Raw genomic sequence first — 15,151 nt, forward strand, 5'->3', positions numbered from 1 at the left:
AATGGGAAGGGCAGAAAGTACTGTCAATTTATACAGTAAAGTGCTGGCCTCGTCTGTGCGTTTTCGGCTGACTCGCCCACGCAGCCAGAGTTGGAAGGGCGATACTTTGTTTCTCATTCTTGACAAATATGTGTTTTTGACCAAAATGAGAAACATGCCATCCCTTCCTCCGCCGCTAGCCGCCGCCACTTCCGCGCAACTCGCGCGCATGGGCGAGCGGCTGCGGCAGCACCGCAAGGAGCAGCGGATCTCGGCCACGGCGGCGGCCGAGGCCGCGGGCCTGTCGCGCGTGACGCTGCACCGCATCGAACGAGGCGAACCCAGCGTGACGATCGGGGCCTGGGCCGCAGCCGCAGCCGCGCTGGGATTGCAAGTGAACCTCCTGGACCCGCACGCCCCCACTGCGGCAACCACCCTGCCCGACCGCATCCGCCTGGCCGACTACCCGCAGCTGAACAAACTCGCTTGGCAGTTGCAGGGCGTGGAGGAAGTCAGCCCGCAGGAAGCGTTGTCCCTTTACGAGAGCAACTGGCGGCACGTCAAGGCCGCCACGCTCGGCATGAAGGAGCTCGCTCTCGTCCATGCGCTGGCCACGGCCCTCGGCGGAGGGCGGCTGCTTGTCTAGGCACGCCACGCTGGCGCCCGCAGATTTCGCCGGCGACTCCCACGAGGTCGCACGCGCCCTGATCGGCGCCGTGCTGCTGGTCAATGGCGTGGGCGGGCGCATCGTGGAGACCGAGGCCTACGACCGCGAGGACCCGGCCTCGCACAGCTTCTCGGGGCCGACCGCGCGCAATGCCTCGATGTTCGGCCCGCCGGGGCGCGCCTACGTCTACCGCTCGTACGGCATCCACTGGTGCCTGAACTTCGTCTGCCGCGAAGCCGGGCACGGCGCGGGGGTGCTGATCCGCGCGATCGAACCCACCGAAGGCCTGGCGTTGATGCGCGAGAGGCGCGGGCTGGAAGACCCGCGGCTGCTCTGCTCCGGTCCGGGCCGGGTGGGGGAAGCGCTGGGCATCACGCATGCGCTCAACGGCCACCGCCTGGACCGCAAGCCCTTCCAGGTGATCGCGCCGCCGCATGGGGTGGAGGTGGTCGCCGGGCCGCGCATCGGCATCAGCAAGGCGATGGACTTGCCTTGGCGCTTCGGCGAGGCCGGCTCGCGTTACCTCAGCCGTCGCTTCGGCTGAGTTCGTCTACCGTTCAGCGCGCGCGGTAGGGGCCGGGCTGGACTGCCGTCAGCGGCGGGTTGTGCATCTCGGTGATGACCGGGCTGTTGCGCTGACCCGCTCGGGCGGCGGGCCCCTGGGTCGCGGTGTTCGGGCGGGCCGGGCCGGCACCCATCATCCGGGTGTCGGGGCCGGCCGCGGCGGGCAGGCCCGATTCGGCCAGCACCACGCCGGGTTGCATGTTGTCGGGCCGGTCCGGGACCATGGCCACGCCGTCGGCGATGACCGTGTGCTTGAGCCCGAGCTTCTCGGCGGTGGCGATGTCCATCAGCAGCGGCGAGCGGCCGGGCGTGGACGCCACGCGCATCTGGCGCTGGGGCGCGGCGGTCGGGCAGTCGGCGGTGTTGTCGAACACCAGGTGCCCGCCGGGGTACTTCTGCGGCAGGGTCTCGTGCAGCGGCCTGCTCATGTCCACCGGCGCCTCCAGCGCGTTATAGACCACCAGGTTGTTGCGGTCGTAGACCGTGAAGCAGGCCAGCGCGGGGCCGGCCGCCAGCGCCGCGAGGGCGGCCATCAGGGCTTTCTTGGAATGCATGACACCTCCCGCACGCCGAACCGTCGGCATCGCTGGCCGGATGGTCGAGCCTCGACACGGCTGAGCAAGCCAGCCAAAAGCACAACCCGCTGTCAGCCACGGCCGGCAGCGGGTTGCGAGTTGTGAGCGCGGTGAAGGAGTGCAGCGCTACTGCTGCAGCTTGACGCCGGTCTTGGACTGGATCTGCTCGAAGCTCACGCCGGGCGCCAGCTCGACCACCTTGAGGCCCTTGGGCGTGACGTCCATGACGCCCAGGTCGGTGATGATGCGGTCGACCACGCCCACGCCGGTGAGCGGCAGGGTGCACTGGGGCAGCACCTTCATGTCCTCGGTGCCGTCCTTCTTCTTCGCGACGTGCTCCATCAGCACGATGACGCGCTTGACGCCGGCCACCAGGTCCATTGCGCCGCCCATGCCCTTGACCATCTTGCCGGGGATCATCCAGTTGGCCAGGTCGCCCTTCTCGCTGACCTGCATGGCGCCCAGGATCGAGAGGTTGATCTTGCCGCCGCGGATCATGGCGAAGCTGTCGTGGCTGCCGAAGATCGACGAGCCCTTGATGGTGGTGACGGTCTGCTTGCCGGCGTTGATGAGGTCGGCGTCGACCTCGGCTTCGGTGGGGAACGGGCCGATGCCCAGCATGCCGTTCTCCGACTGCAGCCACACCTCCTTGTCGCCGGTGAAGTTGGCCACCAGCGTGGGGATGCCGATGCCGAGGTTCACGTAGAAGCCGTCCTCGAGTTCCTGCGCCGCGCGCGCGGCCATCTGGTCTTGGGTCCAGGGCATGTCGATCTCCTCAGGCGGGGCGGGTGGTGCGCTTCTCGATGCGCTTTTCCGGGGTGGCATTGAGCACCAGGCGGTGCACGTAGATGCCGGGCAGGTGGATGTCGTCCGGGGCGAGCTCGCCCACTTCCACGATCTTCTCCACTTCCACGATGCAGACCTTGCCGGCCATCGCGCAGGCGGGGTTGAAGTTGCGCGCGGTGAGGTTGAAGCGCAGGTTGCCGCTCTTGTCGGCGACCGCGGCCTTGACCAGCGCGACGTCGGGCACCAGCGAGCGCTCCATGACGTAGGTTTCGCCGTCGAACTCGCGCAGCTCCTTGCCTTCCGCGACGATGGTGCCGACACCGGTCTTGGTGAAGAAAGCCGGGATGCCGGCGCCGCCCGCGCGCAGCTTCTCGGCCAGCGTGCCCTGGGGCGTGAATTCCAGCTCCAGTTCACCGGCCAGGTACTGGCGCTCGAACTCCTTGTTCTCGCCCACGTACGACGAGACCATCTTCTTGATCTGGCGCGTGGTGAGCAGCTTGCCCAGGCCGAAGTCGTCGACGCCCGCGTTGTTGGAAATGACGGTCAGGTCCTTGACGCCGCTGTCGCGCAAGGCGTCGATCAGCGCCTCGGGGATGCCGCACAGGCCGAAGCCGCCCACGGCCATCAGCTGGCCGCTGCGCACCACGCCGTCGAGCGCGGCCGCGGCGTTGGGAAAGAGCTTGTTCACGGGGGAGGTCTCCTCTTGCAGGCCGGCGGAGCGCCGGAAAACCGGGGTACGATACTACTTAATGCGTTACGTAGTTACTCGTAAAGGTTAGCCCGATGGACGTCGATTACCGGCAGGCATTCGACATGGCCCCCATCGGCCTGTGCCTCTCGCGCAACCGCTCGATTGTCGATTGCAACCGCCAGCTGTGCGAGATGTTCGGTTTCTCGCGCGAGGTGCTCATCGGGCAGTCGTTCATGACGCTCTACCCCAGCGCCGACGAATACGAACGGCTGGGCGCGCGCATGGCGCCCATCCTCAATGCCAAGGGCCACTACGCCGACGACCGCATCATGAAGCGGGCCAGCGGCGAGGTGTTCTGGTGCCACGTGACCGGCCGCGCGCTCAACCGCGACGCGCCGCACGAGTCGGGCATCTGGTCGTTCGAGGACCTGAGTTCGCAGCGGCCGGTGAAGGCGGAACTGACGGCGCGCGAGCGCGAGGTGGCGGCGCGGCTGCTGGACGGCATGACGTCCAAGGAGATCGGCAAGGCGCTGGTCATCAGCCACCGCACGGTGGAGATCTACCGCGCGCGCCTGATGCGCAAGTACAAGGCCAACACGACGGCCGACCTGGTGCACAAGCTGACCGCGGGGCAGTAGCGTCCCGACATTCCCGCGCTTTTTTCCCGTCATTCCCGCGGAGGCGGGAATCCAGTGCATCCGCTTCCACGGACTGTCGGGAAGCCCTGGGTCCCCGCCTTCGCGAGGACGACGAACCCAGGCGTCAGGCCAGCCGGGCCGCCTCGGAGCGGCGGGCCTTCCACGCACCCGCCAGCACCACCAATCCCGGAATGATGATCATCGCCCAGATGATCTTGTCCAGATTGGCCTTGACCCACGGCAGGCCGCCGAGGAAATAGCCCGCGGTGACGATGCCGAACACCCAGATCAGCGCGCCCACCACGTTGTACGAGCTGAACTTGGTGCGAGTCATCTCCGCCACCCCCGCCACGAAGGGCGCGAAGGTGCGCAGGAACGGCGCGAAGCGGGCCAGGATGATGGTGATGCCGCCGTACTTCTCGTAGAAAGCGTGGGCCTGGTCGAAGGCGCGCCGGTTGAAGAAGCGCGACTGTTCCCACTGGAAAACCTTGGGCCCCAGGTAGCGGCCGATCATGTAGTTGGACTGGTCGCCCAGCACGGCCGCGGCCACCAGCACCAGGCAGGTGGTGCCGTAGTCCATGAAGCCCAGGCCCGCCAGCGCGCCGGCCACGAACAGCAGCGAGTCGCCCGGCAGGAACGGCATGACCACCACGCCGGTCTCGACGAAGACGATGATGAACAGGAGCGCGTAAACCCACGCACCGTAGTTGCGCACGAACGTCTCGAGGTGGACATCCACGTGCAGGATGAAGTCGATGAGGAAGGAGACTAGTTCCATTGGGGGGCGATTATCGGGGGCCACCTAGAATGCCGCTCGTGAACGCCGTGCTCCATTCGGACCATCCGCGCCGGCCCATCCGGGAGCTGCCCGATGAGCTTATCAGCCAGATCGCGGCCGGCGAGGTGGTGGAAAGACCCGCGTCCGTCGTCCGTGAACTGGTCGACAACGCGCTCGACGCCGGCGCCACGCAGGTGACGGTGCGGCTGCTCGCGGGCGGCGTGCGGCTGGTCAGCGTCGAGGACGACGGCGGCGGCATCCCGCGCGAGGAACTGCCCATCGCCCTGCGCCGCCACGCCACCAGCAAGATCGGCAGCCTGGCCGACCTGGAATCGGTGGGCACCATGGGTTTCCGCGGCGAGGCGCTGGCCGCCATCGCCTCGGTGTCGGAGATGAGCCTGCTCTCGCGCTGCCCGGGCCAGGCCAGTGCCTTCCTGCTGGATGCGCGCAGCGGCGAGCTGCGACCCGCCGCGCGCGCCACCGGCACCACGGTGGAAGTCAAGGAGCTGTTCTTCAGCACGCCGGCGCGCCGCAAGTTCCTCAAGACCGATGCCACCGAACTCGCCCATTGCATCGAGGCGGTGCGCCGCCATGCGCTGGCGCGGCCGGAGATCGGCTTTGCCGTGTGGCACGAGGGCCGGCTGGTGGAGCAGTGGCGCCCCGGCACGCGCGACCAGCGCCTGGCCGACGTGCTGGGCGACGATTTCCTTTCCAGCAGCATCGCGGTGGACTACGCCGCCGGCCCGGTGCGCGTGACCGGCCGCGCCGGCATCCCCGACGCGGCCCGCGCGCGCGCCGACCAGCAGTTCTCTTACGTCAACGGCCGCTACGTGCGCGACAAGGTGCTGACGCATGCGGCCCGCAGCGCGTACGAGGACGTGCTGCACGGCCAGCGGCAGCCGGTGTACGCGCTGTACGTGGAGATCGACCCGACCCGCGTCGACGTGAACGTGCACCCGACCAAGATCGAGGTGCGCTTCCGCGAGAGCCGCGAGGTGCACCAGGCCGTGCGGCGCGCGGTGGAAGCGGCGCTGGCGGCTCCGCGCGCGGGACAGGCGGCGGAGGTCGCACCAGCTTCGCTCGCGCCGGAGCCGTTCTCCCCGGCAGCGCCCTCGTGGACGCAGCCGCGCATGGCCTTTGACGCGCCGGTGGGGCACCGGGTGTCGGAACTGGGCGCGCTGTGGCAACCGGGGCCGGCGCCCTCCTCCGCTCGGCCCGAGGCCATCGACCAATTCTTCGCTGCACCCGTTCGGCCGGAGCCTCTCGATGGCTTGGGCACCGGGGCTTCGGCAAGCTCAGCCAGAACGGGAGCCGCGCCCGACGACGACCTGCCTCTGGGCCGCGCCCTCGCCCAGCTCCACGGCATCTACGTCCTGGCCCAGAACCGCCACGGCCTGGTGATCGTCGACATGCACGCGGCGCACGAGCGCATCGTCTACGAGCGGCTCAAGGCCCAGCTGGACGGCGATGCCGGCGCGCAGGCCATCTCGCGCCAGCCGCTGCTGATCCCCGCCACCTTCGCCGCGACGCCGCAGGAGGTCGCCACCGCCGAAGCCTGCGCCGACGCGCTGCAGACGCTCGGCCTGGAGATCACGCCGTTCTCCTCCAAGACGCTGGCCGTGCGCGCCGTGCCCACCACGCTGGCGCACGGCGACCCGGTGGAACTGGCGCGCAGCGTGCTGGCCGAGCTGTCGCAGCACGACGCCAGCACGGTGGTGCAGCGGGCGCGAAACGAACTGCTGGGCACCATGGCCTGCCACGGCGCCGTGCGCGCCAACCGCCGGCTCACGCTGGAGGAAATGGACGCGCTGCTGCGCCAGATGGAGCAGACCGAGCGCTCCGACCAGTGCAACCACGGCCGCCCCACCTGGCGGCAGCTGTCGGTGCGGGAGCTGGATTCGCTGTTCCTGCGCGGTCGCTGAAAACGTAAACCGCGGAACTTCGACGCTTCGTCGCGACTCTGCCATGGCCATGGTCCGCCGACTCCTCGCCGTCTCCGCCAGCATCGTGCTGGCCATCACCACCGCGGTCGGCTGCTCCACGCTCGACGAGAAGCAGCGCGAATGGATCTTCCAGCCCAGTGACCGCGCCTGGGGCGGCAGCGCCAGCTACGCCGAGGGCATGGAGGACGTCTGGATCGAGTTCAACTCCCGGGTGACCGGCCAGCCGGCCAGGCTGCACGCGCTCTGGCTGGAGGCCGACAACGCGGGGCCCCATACGCCCGTGATGCTGTACCTGCACGGCGCCCGCTGGAACGTGATGGGCTCGTCGGGCCGCATGCGCCGCATGCAGGACATGGGCTTTTCCGTGCTGGCCATCGACTACCGCGGCTTCGGCAAGAGCAGCCCCGGCCTGCCTTCGGAAGAGATGGCCTACGAGGACGCCCGCCGCGCCTGGGACTGGCTGGGCGAACGGTTCCCGGACCGGCCGCGCTACGTGTTCGGCCATTCTCTGGGCGGCGCGGTCGCCATCGACCTGGCCTCCCGCGTGGAGGACGAGCGCGGCACCATCGTCGAAGGCACCTTCACCTCCATCCCCGACGTGGCCAGCAGCTTCAAGTGGGGCTGGCTGCCGATCGGGCCGCTGATCACGCAGCGCTTCTCCTCGATCGACAAGGTCGGCAGGATCGGTTCGCCGCTGCTGGTGGTGCACGGCACCAACGACACGCTGATCCGCTCCGAGCTCGGCCAGCGCCTGTTCGAGGCGGCCACGGGCAAGAAGCACTTCCTGCTGGTGGAAGGCGGCTCGCACCACAGCACCATGTGGGTGGGCCAGGGCCGCTACCGCGAGGCGATCCGGCAGCTGTTCAGCCTGCGCTGACCACGCGCGGCGCGGCTCGCGGTCGTTCTGCTAGGCTCGGCCGCGATGCCGACCGCCCCCCGCCTGCTGGCCCTTGCCGGCCCCACCGCCTCGGGCAAGACGGGAGCCGCGCTGGCCCTGGCCGCACGCATCCCCTGCGAGATCGTCAGCGTCGACTCCGCCCTGGTCTACCGCGGCATGGACATCGGCACGGCCAAGCCCACGGCGGCCGAACGCGCCGCCGTTGCGCATCACCTGATCGACATCCGCGACCCCACGCAGGCCTACAGCGCCGCGGAGTTCGCCGCCGACGCCCAGCGCCTGGTCGGCGAGATCAACGCGCGCGGCCGCGTCGCGCTGCTGGTGGGCGGCACCATGCTGTACTTCAAGGCGCTGTTCGAAGGCCTGGATGCCATGCCGCCGGCCGATCCGGACCTTCGCCGCCAGATCGAGGCCGAGGCGCAGCAGCGCGGCTGGCCGGCGCTGCATGCCGACCTGGCACAGGCCGATTCCGCCACTGCGGCGCGCCTGTCGCCCAACGACAGCCAGCGCATCCAGCGCGCGCTGGAGGTCTGGCGCGGCACGGGCCGGCCGCTCAGCGAATTCCAGCGCGGCGCCTCCGCCGGCGGCCTGCGCCCCGCAGCCCTGCTCTCGCTGGAGCCGACCGACCGCGCCTGGCTGCACCAGCGTGTCGCCGATCGCTTCGATGCGATGCTGGCCGCGGGCTTCCTGGACGAGGTGCGGCGCCTGCGCGCGCGGGGGGACCTGCATCCCGGCCTGCCCAGCATGCGGGCCGTGGGCTACCGCCAAGCCTGGCAGGCGCTGGACGAAGGCTGGCCGCCGGCCGAACTGCGCGACCGGGGCATCTTCGCCACCCGCCAGCTGGCCAAGCGGCAGCTCACCTGGCTGCGCGGCATGGAACGCCGCGTGATCGCCTGCGACGCACCCGATGCCCGCGAACAGGTGGTGGCCCTGGCGCTCGAGGTGCTTCGGTGAGCGACGCCGCGCCGCTGGTGACGGTCGAGGGGCTGGGCAAGCACTACGGCGACGTGCACGTGTTCCGCAACGTGTCGCTGCAGGTCGAACGCGGGGAGTTCGTCGCCATCGTGGGCGAATCGGGCGTGGGCAAGTCCACGCTGCTCAACTGCCTGGCCGGCCTGGACGACTGGAACGAGGGCCGCATCGCGCTGGCCGGGCACGACCTGGCCGCGCTGGACGACACCCGCCGCGCGCTGCTGCGGCGCAGCCAGGTGGGCTTCGTGTTCCAGGCCTTCCACGTGCTGCCGCACCTGGACGTGGCGCAGAACGTCGGCCTGCCTTTGCTGCTGCTCGGACGCCCGGACGCGCAACGCGTGCAGGCGATGCTGGACGCCGTGGGCCTGGCCGGACTGGGGCCGCGGCTGCCGCAGCAGCTCAGCGGCGGGCAGCTGCAGCGCGTGGCGATCGCGCGCGCGCTGGTCCACTCGCCGCCCCTGCTGCTGGCAGACGAGCCCACCGGCAACCTCGACCCGTCGACGGCCGAACAGGTGCTGGACGTGCTGATCGAGCGCACGCGCTCGGAGCAGGCCTCGCTGGTGCTGGTGACGCACTCGCAGGCCGCGGCGATCCGCGCCGACCGCGTGCTGCGGCTCACCGCCGACGGCATCCGGCCGGCCTGAACTCACCAGGTCGCGCGCACCGGCTCCAGGTAACCCTGGCGGACCAGGTCGAGCACGATGCGTTCGCCCTCACCGGCGAACAACGGCCCGAAGTCGGACAGGGACTTGCGGCCGTCGGCCAACAGCAGCAGGCTGCGCTCGCGCAGGCCCAGCGTGCGCATGCCGGGATCGAGTTCCCGGCGCGCCTTGTCGGTCTTCTGCAGCAGCATGGCGAACCTCCTTTGCGGAGTTGCCAGTACAGCGCCCGGAGGTGACAGGCCGATGACGGCCGGATCTGAGGGGAGAGGGGAAGAGGCGCGGCTCAGCCGACGCGCTTGCGCGCCGCGGGCTGCTTGCGCGCGGGAGCCTTGCGGGCGGGGGACGGGGCCGGGGCCTGGTGGTCCATGAACTCGCGGATCAGGCGACGCATCACCTGGGACGGCGTCATGTCCTGCGAGTAGCAGAGCTTCTCGAATGCGGCCTTCTTGGCCGGATCGATCAGGACGGTGAGCCTGGCGGTCTTGTTCTCCATGGGAGCGCAATGATGTTAACCGGATTGTAATTCAAGCCGGTGGTCGCCCGCTGGCCGCACGCGTTGCGGATTTCAATTTGACGCCACTGCTACCGGTCGTGGGGGAGCGGCCCCTGCACGCACTGCGCCTTGTCCGAAACGGGAAACCGCCCGCCCTCAAGCCGCCTTCCTGCGTTCCTTCTTGGTCCTGAGCGGACCCGGTGCGTAGTCGACCCCGTGCTTGTCCAGGTAGTCGCGCATCAACTGGCGGATCATCTGGGAGGCCGTGACGTCCTGGGCCGCGCAGAGTGCATCGAAGGCCTTCTTCTTGTCGGCGTCGATGAGGATCGTGAACCGGGCCGGCTTGTCTTCCAGCTTGTCTTCCATCGGAGTCTGATAGGTGAATAACATGATAATACTATGCACCTGCGGGCGGCCCGACGAGGCAGGCCCACGCCGACCGTTCAGGCAGGCGCGTTTCGCGTCCGCGCGGTCCTCGTTGCTGAACCGTATGTAGGTTCACCCCAAGGCGGCCACGGAAGTCGTGAACCCCACGCACACCCATAGTCGGCAGGGCTGACGCGAGCTTTTCCTACATGTTGGCCGGTTCGTCGCTTTCAAGATCGGACATCACACCAAGGAGCCTCCCCATGCCCACCACTCGCGCCGGAAAAGACGCCTGCGACCTTCTCGACGCCGACCACCGGGCCGTCAAGAAGATGTTCAAGGAATACGAGGAGCTGACCGGGTCCCGCGCCCGCGGCGCCGCGCAGAAGAAGCTCGAACTCGCCCACCAGATCTGCATGGAGCTGACCGTGCATGCCCAGGTCGAGGAAGAGATCTTCTATCCCGCCCTGCGCGCCGCGATCAAGGACACCGACCTCCTGGACGAAGCCGAAGTCGAGCACCAGACCGCCAAGGACCTGATCGCGCAGATCGAGGGGGCGGCGGAGCCCGACGACAAGTTCGATGCCAAGGTCAAGGTGCTCGGCGAGTACATCGACCACCACGTGAAGGAAGAGCGCGGCGAGATCTTCCCCAAGGCCCGCGCCGCCCGCAAACTCGACCTGGTGACCATGCGCGACGAGATCGAAGCGCGCAAGGAAGAGCTGATGTCGGAGATGGGCGCCGCGGCCTGACGGCACGCCGGCAAATTCAGCGGCGCCAGTACTCGTAGCACCAGGCGTCGCCGAACCCCGCGCGGCGGTACAGCTCTTGTGCCGCCGCGTTGTCTTGTTCCACCTGCAGGAAGGCGCGCGCGATGCCACGCCCGACCGCCTCTCGGCCCAGCGCGGCCAGGATGGCGGCCGCGAACCCGCGCCCGCGCCACGATACCGCGGTGCGCATGCCGTGCACGCCCCACCAGCCTTCGGCGAAGCAGCCGCAGCCGACGGCGACCACCTCCCCTTGGGCCCGCACGCGCGCGAAGACGCTGTGCCGGGAGCGGCGCAGGAAGCCCACCCGGCTCGCCCCGTCCACCGGATCGAAGCCTTCGCCCAGGTAGACGGACGCCCAGTCTTCATCGGGTTGGGAGGACAGGTCCACCGCGATCCGCGGCGCCTCCCGCGCGGCGGCCTGGGCTTGGCCCACCATCGTGAGCGTCGGCTGCGTTTCGGCGTAGCCCCGCGAGCGCAGTTCGGCGCGCAGCCCGTCGAAGGCCGCGGACTGCGGCACGCGGAACACCGCGGACAGTCCGTGCTGCGCATAGCGCTGCTCGATCGCAGCCGCCACCGCCGGATCGATGCGCTCGTGACGGGTGGGCACCGCGCTGTGGGCCCGCCCGACCGTGCCCTGGTCCAGCGCGAGCAGCCAGCCGTCGAGCGCCTCGACCGCCTTCGGCGGCACCGCCGCCAGGGTGGCCTTTTCCAGCGATTCGACGGCTTGCTGATCCATGGTGCCCATCCTAGCTTCTGCACAATGGCCGGATGCTCGCCTTGCTGCGCACGTTCTCCTGGCAGGACCTGCGCCACCACCCGTGGCGCAGCCTGTGCGCGGTCGGCGCGGTGATGCTGGGCGTGGCGCTCGCGCTGGCCGTCCATTTGATCAACGCTTCCGCCCTCAGCGAGTTCTCGGCGGCGGTGCGCGCGGTCAACGGCCAGCCGGACCTGGAACTGCGTGCCGCGCGCGGCGGCTTCGACGAGGCCCTGTTCGCACGCGTGGCCACCGATGCGCAGGTGGAGCTGGCCAGCCCGGTGCTGGAGCTGGCCACCAACACGGTCAACCTGCAGGGCCGGCGCGTGCCGCTGCGCGTGGTCGGCCTGGACGCGCTGGCGGCCGCCGCGCTCGCCCCCGCGCTGGTGCCGGTGCCCGGGGCCGACGCCGACCGGCTCTCGCTGTTCGCGCCCGCGACGGTGTTCCTCAATGCGACGGCGCGCGAGCAGCTGGGCGACCGCCAGGTGCGCCTGCAGGCCGGCCTGCAGCTGCGCGAAGCCCGCGTGGCCGGCAGCGTGACCGCCGGGGGCGCGCCGCTGGCGGTGATGGACATCGCCGCGGCGCAGGAGCTGTTCGGCCGCGCGGGAGAGCTCTCGCGCATCGACGTGAAGCTGCGGCCCGGCACCGACCGGCAGGCCTGGCTGGCGAAGATGGCGCTGCCCGCCGACGTGGTGGCGGCCGAGCCGGGCGACGCCACCCAGCGCGTGAGCAACCTCTCGCGCGCCTACCGCGTCAACCTGATGGTGCTGGCGCTGGTGGCGCTGTTCACCGGCGCCTTCCTCGTGTTCTCGGTGCTCGCGCTCAGCGTGGCGCGGCGCGCCCAGCAGTTCGCGCTGCTGGGCGTGCTGGGGCTCGATGCGAAGCAGCGGCAACGGCTGGTGCTGCTCGAATCGGCGGCGCTGGGAGCCGCGGGCGCGCTGGCGGGCGTCGGCCTGGGGGCGGGGCTCGCCGCGATCGCGCTGCGCCTCCTGGGCGGCGACCTGGGCGGCGGCTACTTCGAGGGGGTGGCCCCCCGCCTGCAATGGAGCACCCCGGCGGCCGTGGGTTACGGGCTCCTCGGCGTGGTGGCCGCGATGGCGGGCGGCTGGTTCCCGGCGCGCGACGCGCAGCGGCTGCCGCTGGCGCAATCGCTCAAGGGCCTGCGCGCCGGCTCGGCGGCGCCGCGCCTGAAGTGGCTGGGTCCGGTGCTGCTGGTGGCCGCGCTGGCGATGGCGCTCCTGCCGCCGGTGTTCGACCTGCCCCTGGCGGCCTACTTCGCCGTCGGCCTGCTGCTGGTGGGCGGGATCGCCTCGCTGCCGCCGCTGGTGGGCCTGGCCTACGACCGGCTGGCGCCGCTGCTGGCGCACCGCGTGCTGCCGCTGCTGGCGGTGGAACGCGCCCGGCGCGTGCGCGAGACCGCGGCGGTCGCGGTGAGCGGCGTGGTGGCGGCGCTCAGCCTGGCGGTCGCGCTTACCGTGATGGTGGCGAGCTTCCGCGATTCGGTCACGCGCTGGCTGGACGTGGTGCTGCCGGCCGACCTCTACGTGCGCACCGGCTTCAGCGGTTCGACGGCCGACACGGCCTTCCTGGACGAAGCGCTGGTGTCCGCCGCCGGGCGCCTGCCGGGCGTGGAACGCACCGCCACCCAGCGCGTGCGCTCGCTGCTGCCCGACCCGCAGCGCCCGGCGGTCGCCCTGCTGGCGCGGCCGCTGGGTGACGCGGCGCGCGAGCTGCCGCTGGTCGGCGCCCTGTCGACGGTCGCGCCCGGGCGCGTGCCGGTGTACGTGAGCGAAGCGCTGGTCGACCTGCACGGCGCTCGCCTGGGCGCCGACCTGCCGCTGCTCGATGCCGCGCTCGGCCTGCCGTCCCTGCCCGAAGGCGCCAGCCGCTTCGCCGTGGCCGGCGTCTGGCGCGACTACGTGCGCCAGAGCGGCGCCGTGCTGCTGCGGCAGGCGGACTACCAGCGCCTGACCGGCGACCGCCGCGTGAACGACCTGCAGCTCTGGCTGGCGCCGGGCGCCGATCCCGCCGCCGTGCAGGCGCGCCTGCGCGACCTGGCCGGCGCCGCCGGGCCGCTGCTGGAATTCGCCTCGGCCGCCGAACTGCGCGCCACCTCGCTGCGCATCTTCGACCGCAGCTTCGCGGTCACCTACTGGCTGCAGGCGGTGGCGATCGGCATCGGCCTGTTCGGTGTCGCCGCCAGCTTCAGCGCGCAGGTGCTGGCGCGCCGCAAGGAGTTCGGGCTGCTCGCGCACCTGGGACTCACGCGCCGGCAGATCCTCTCCGTGGTGGCCGGCGAAGGCGCCGCCTGGACGCTGGTGGGCGCGCTCGCCGGCATCGTGCTCGGGCTCGCGGTGGCGGTGGTGCTGGTGCACGTGGTCAACCCGCAGAGCTTCCACTGGACCATGGACCTGCTCGTGCCCTGGGGGCGCCTGCTGGCGCTGGCCGTGGCCGTGGTGGCCGCTGGCACGCTGACCGCCTGGCTCGCGGGCCGCGCCGCCGCGGGACGCGACGCCGTGCTGGCCGTGAAGGAGGATTGGTGATGCACCGGCGCGCCCTGCTCTACGCCCTGCCCCTGCTCGGCCTGCCGGCGGCCCACGCCCTGGCGCCGCGCAGGCTGCAGTTCCCGCGCGACCACGGCGCCCATCCCGACCTGCGCACCGAGTGGTGGTACATCACCGGCACCGCCGCGGGCGAGGGGCGCGAGTTCGGCTTCCAGCTCACCTTCTTCCGCTCGCGCGTGGACGCCACCCAGGACATGTCCTCGAAGTTCGCCGCCCGGCAGCTCGTGTTCGCGCATGCCGCGGTGACCGACGTGCAGGGCCGGCGCCTGCTGCACGACCAGCGCATCGCGCGCCAGGGCTTCGGCGTGGCGCAGGCGGAGCCCGGCGACACGCGGGTGCGGCTGCGCGACTGGCAGCTGGAACGCCAGGCCGATGGCGTGTACCTGGCCCAGCTCCCGACGCAGGAGTTCGCCCTGGACCTGCGCTTCTCGCCCACCCAGCCGCCCCTGCTGCAGGGCGCGCAGGGCCTGTCGCGCAAGGGGCCGGATCCGAAGCAGGCCAGCTACTACTACAGCATCCCGCAGCTGGCGGCCGCGGGCTCGATCCGGCTGCAGGGCCGCCGCTTCGAGGTGCAGGGCAAGGCCTGGCTGGACCACGAATGGAGCGAGGCGCTGATGCACCCCGAAGCCGTGGGCTGGGACTGGATCGGCATGAACCTGGACGACGGAAGCGCGCTCACCGCCTTCCAGCTGCGGCGCAAGGACGGCACGGCGCTGTGGGACGGCGGCTCCTTCCGCGCGGCCAGCGGCAGCACCTACATCGCTTCGCGCGGCGAGACGCGCTTCAAGGCGCAGCGGCGCTGGACCAGCCCGCTGTCGGGCGCCACCTATCCGGTCGAGTGGATGGTGCAGACGCCGGCCGACTTCTACACGGTGCGGGCCGTGATCGACGCGCAGGAACTGGACAGCCGGCAGTCGACGGGGAGCGTGTACTGGGAAGGGTTGTCGGACCTGCTGGACAGCAATGGGCGGCGCGTGGGGCGCGGGTACCTGGAGATGACGGGGTACGCGCAGCGGCTCAGGCTGTAGCTGGAAGCCGTCATTCCCGCGAA

The 15,151-nt window shown here is 70.7% G+C and carries 18 protein-coding genes; 10 read left to right on the top strand and 8 right to left on the bottom strand.

Annotated elements, in window-relative coordinates:
* The first annotated feature begins 154 nt into the window (after positions 1 to 154).
* Both ASG30_RS15135 and ASG30_RS15140 read left to right on the top strand, forming a co-directional pair.
* On the top strand, positions 155 to 625 hold the full coding sequence (locus ASG30_RS15135; protein ID WP_055898331.1) for a helix-turn-helix domain-containing protein: 471 nt from the start codon (positions 155 to 157) through the stop codon (positions 623 to 625).
* A complete protein-coding gene (locus ASG30_RS15140) occupies positions 582 to 1,190 on the top strand; it encodes a DNA-3-methyladenine glycosylase (protein ID WP_082522125.1) in 609 nt (202 codons plus the stop codon). The genes ASG30_RS15135 and ASG30_RS15140 overlap by 44 nt, the downstream gene beginning before the upstream one ends.
* Positions 1,191 to 1,203: 13 nt before the next feature.
* Here ASG30_RS15140 and ASG30_RS15145 read toward each other — a convergent pair whose 3' ends face one another.
* From ASG30_RS15145 to ASG30_RS15155, 3 genes are all read right to left on the bottom strand, one after another.
* Positions 1,204 to 1,764, bottom strand: coding sequence for a hypothetical protein (locus tag ASG30_RS15145; protein WP_156385565.1), 561 nt, complete (start codon positions 1,762 to 1,764; stop codon positions 1,204 to 1,206).
* 147 nt (positions 1,765 to 1,911) lie between these two features.
* Entirely contained in the window at positions 1,912 to 2,550 is a 639-nt protein-coding gene (locus tag ASG30_RS15150) for a 3-oxoacid CoA-transferase subunit B (protein WP_055898337.1), read from the bottom strand.
* Positions 2,551 to 2,560: 10 nt separating this feature from the next.
* Positions 2,561 to 3,259 (bottom strand): CoA transferase subunit A, encoded by a 699-nt coding sequence (locus ASG30_RS15155; protein WP_055898346.1) that lies wholly within the window; start codon positions 3,257 to 3,259, stop codon positions 2,561 to 2,563.
* Positions 3,260 to 3,354: 95 nt separating this feature from the next.
* On the opposite strand from ASG30_RS15155, the gene ASG30_RS15160 reads away from it, so the two are divergent.
* The gene (locus tag ASG30_RS15160; RefSeq protein WP_055898349.1) at positions 3,355 to 3,900 is read left to right on the top strand and encodes a PAS and helix-turn-helix domain-containing protein; all 546 of its coding nucleotides are present in this window, start codon (positions 3,355 to 3,357) and stop codon (positions 3,898 to 3,900) included.
* A 124-nt stretch (positions 3,901 to 4,024) separates the two neighbouring features.
* Here the strand turns inward: ASG30_RS15160 and ASG30_RS15165 are convergent, their stop codons facing one another.
* A complete protein-coding gene (locus ASG30_RS15165) occupies positions 4,025 to 4,678 on the bottom strand; it encodes a DedA family protein (protein ID WP_055898352.1) in 654 nt (217 codons plus the stop codon).
* A gap of 29 nt (positions 4,679 to 4,707) precedes the next feature.
* Here ASG30_RS15165 and mutL point away from each other — a divergent pair, with 29 nt between their 5' ends.
* The 4 genes from mutL to ASG30_RS15185 are packed head-to-tail and all read left to right on the top strand — an operon-like array spanning position 4,708 to position 9,135.
* On the top strand, positions 4,708 to 6,600 hold the full coding sequence (gene mutL, locus ASG30_RS15170; protein ID WP_055898355.1) for a DNA mismatch repair endonuclease MutL: 1,893 nt from the start codon (positions 4,708 to 4,710) through the stop codon (positions 6,598 to 6,600).
* A gap of 49 nt (positions 6,601 to 6,649) precedes the next feature.
* The gene (locus ASG30_RS15175) at positions 6,650 to 7,498 is read left to right on the top strand and encodes an alpha/beta hydrolase (protein WP_055898739.1); all 849 of its coding nucleotides are present in this window, start codon (positions 6,650 to 6,652) and stop codon (positions 7,496 to 7,498) included.
* Positions 7,499 to 7,543: 45 nt separating this feature from the next.
* On the top strand, positions 7,544 to 8,473 hold the full coding sequence (gene miaA, locus ASG30_RS15180) for a tRNA (adenosine(37)-N6)-dimethylallyltransferase MiaA (RefSeq protein ID WP_055898358.1): 930 nt from the start codon (positions 7,544 to 7,546) through the stop codon (positions 8,471 to 8,473).
* The gene (locus ASG30_RS15185; RefSeq protein WP_156385566.1) at positions 8,470 to 9,135 is read left to right on the top strand and encodes an ABC transporter ATP-binding protein; all 666 of its coding nucleotides are present in this window, start codon (positions 8,470 to 8,472) and stop codon (positions 9,133 to 9,135) included. The genes miaA and ASG30_RS15185 overlap by 4 nt, the downstream gene beginning before the upstream one ends.
* Before the next feature lie 2 nt (positions 9,136 to 9,137).
* On the opposite strand, the gene ASG30_RS15190 is transcribed toward ASG30_RS15185, so the two are convergent.
* The 3 genes from ASG30_RS15190 to ASG30_RS15200 all read right to left on the bottom strand — a co-directional run bounded on the left by ASG30_RS15190 (position 9,138) and on the right by ASG30_RS15200 (position 10,036).
* Positions 9,138 to 9,344 (bottom strand): hypothetical protein, encoded by a 207-nt coding sequence (locus ASG30_RS15190; RefSeq protein ID WP_200947304.1) that lies wholly within the window; start codon positions 9,342 to 9,344, stop codon positions 9,138 to 9,140.
* A gap of 92 nt (positions 9,345 to 9,436) precedes the next feature.
* Positions 9,437 to 9,646 (bottom strand): hypothetical protein, encoded by a 210-nt coding sequence (locus tag ASG30_RS15195; protein ID WP_055898360.1) that lies wholly within the window; start codon positions 9,644 to 9,646, stop codon positions 9,437 to 9,439.
* Positions 9,647 to 9,802: 156 nt separating this feature from the next.
* Positions 9,803 to 10,036 (bottom strand): ribbon-helix-helix protein, CopG family, encoded by a 234-nt coding sequence (locus tag ASG30_RS15200; RefSeq protein WP_442965692.1) that lies wholly within the window; start codon positions 10,034 to 10,036, stop codon positions 9,803 to 9,805.
* A 239-nt stretch (positions 10,037 to 10,275) separates the two neighbouring features.
* On the opposite strand from ASG30_RS15200, the gene ASG30_RS15205 reads away from it, so the two are divergent.
* Positions 10,276 to 10,764 carry a hemerythrin domain-containing protein gene (locus ASG30_RS15205; protein WP_055898363.1) on the top strand — a complete coding sequence of 163 codons (489 nt, stop codon included), beginning with the start codon at positions 10,276 to 10,278 and terminating at the stop codon, positions 10,762 to 10,764.
* Positions 10,765 to 10,780: 16 nt separating this feature from the next.
* On the opposite strand, the gene ASG30_RS15210 is transcribed toward ASG30_RS15205, so the two are convergent.
* Positions 10,781 to 11,518, bottom strand: coding sequence for a GNAT family N-acetyltransferase (locus ASG30_RS15210; RefSeq protein ID WP_055898748.1), 738 nt, complete (start codon positions 11,516 to 11,518; stop codon positions 10,781 to 10,783).
* A gap of 32 nt (positions 11,519 to 11,550) precedes the next feature.
* Here ASG30_RS15210 and ASG30_RS15215 point away from each other — a divergent pair, with 32 nt between their 5' ends.
* Both ASG30_RS15215 and ASG30_RS15220 read left to right on the top strand, forming a co-directional pair.
* Positions 11,551 to 14,079 carry an FtsX-like permease family protein gene (locus tag ASG30_RS15215; protein ID WP_055898366.1) on the top strand — a complete coding sequence of 843 codons (2,529 nt, stop codon included), beginning with the start codon at positions 11,551 to 11,553 and terminating at the stop codon, positions 14,077 to 14,079.
* The gene (locus ASG30_RS15220; protein WP_055898370.1) at positions 14,079 to 15,128 is read left to right on the top strand and encodes a lipocalin-like domain-containing protein; all 1,050 of its coding nucleotides are present in this window, start codon (positions 14,079 to 14,081) and stop codon (positions 15,126 to 15,128) included. The genes ASG30_RS15215 and ASG30_RS15220 overlap by 1 nt, the downstream gene beginning before the upstream one ends.
* Positions 15,129 to 15,151 lie beyond the last annotated feature (23 nt).

Origin of the sequence: Ramlibacter sp. Leaf400 (assembly GCF_001424545.1) — a bacterium.
In the GTDB taxonomy this organism is placed as follows: Bacteria; Pseudomonadota; Gammaproteobacteria; order Burkholderiales; family Burkholderiaceae_C; genus Ramlibacter.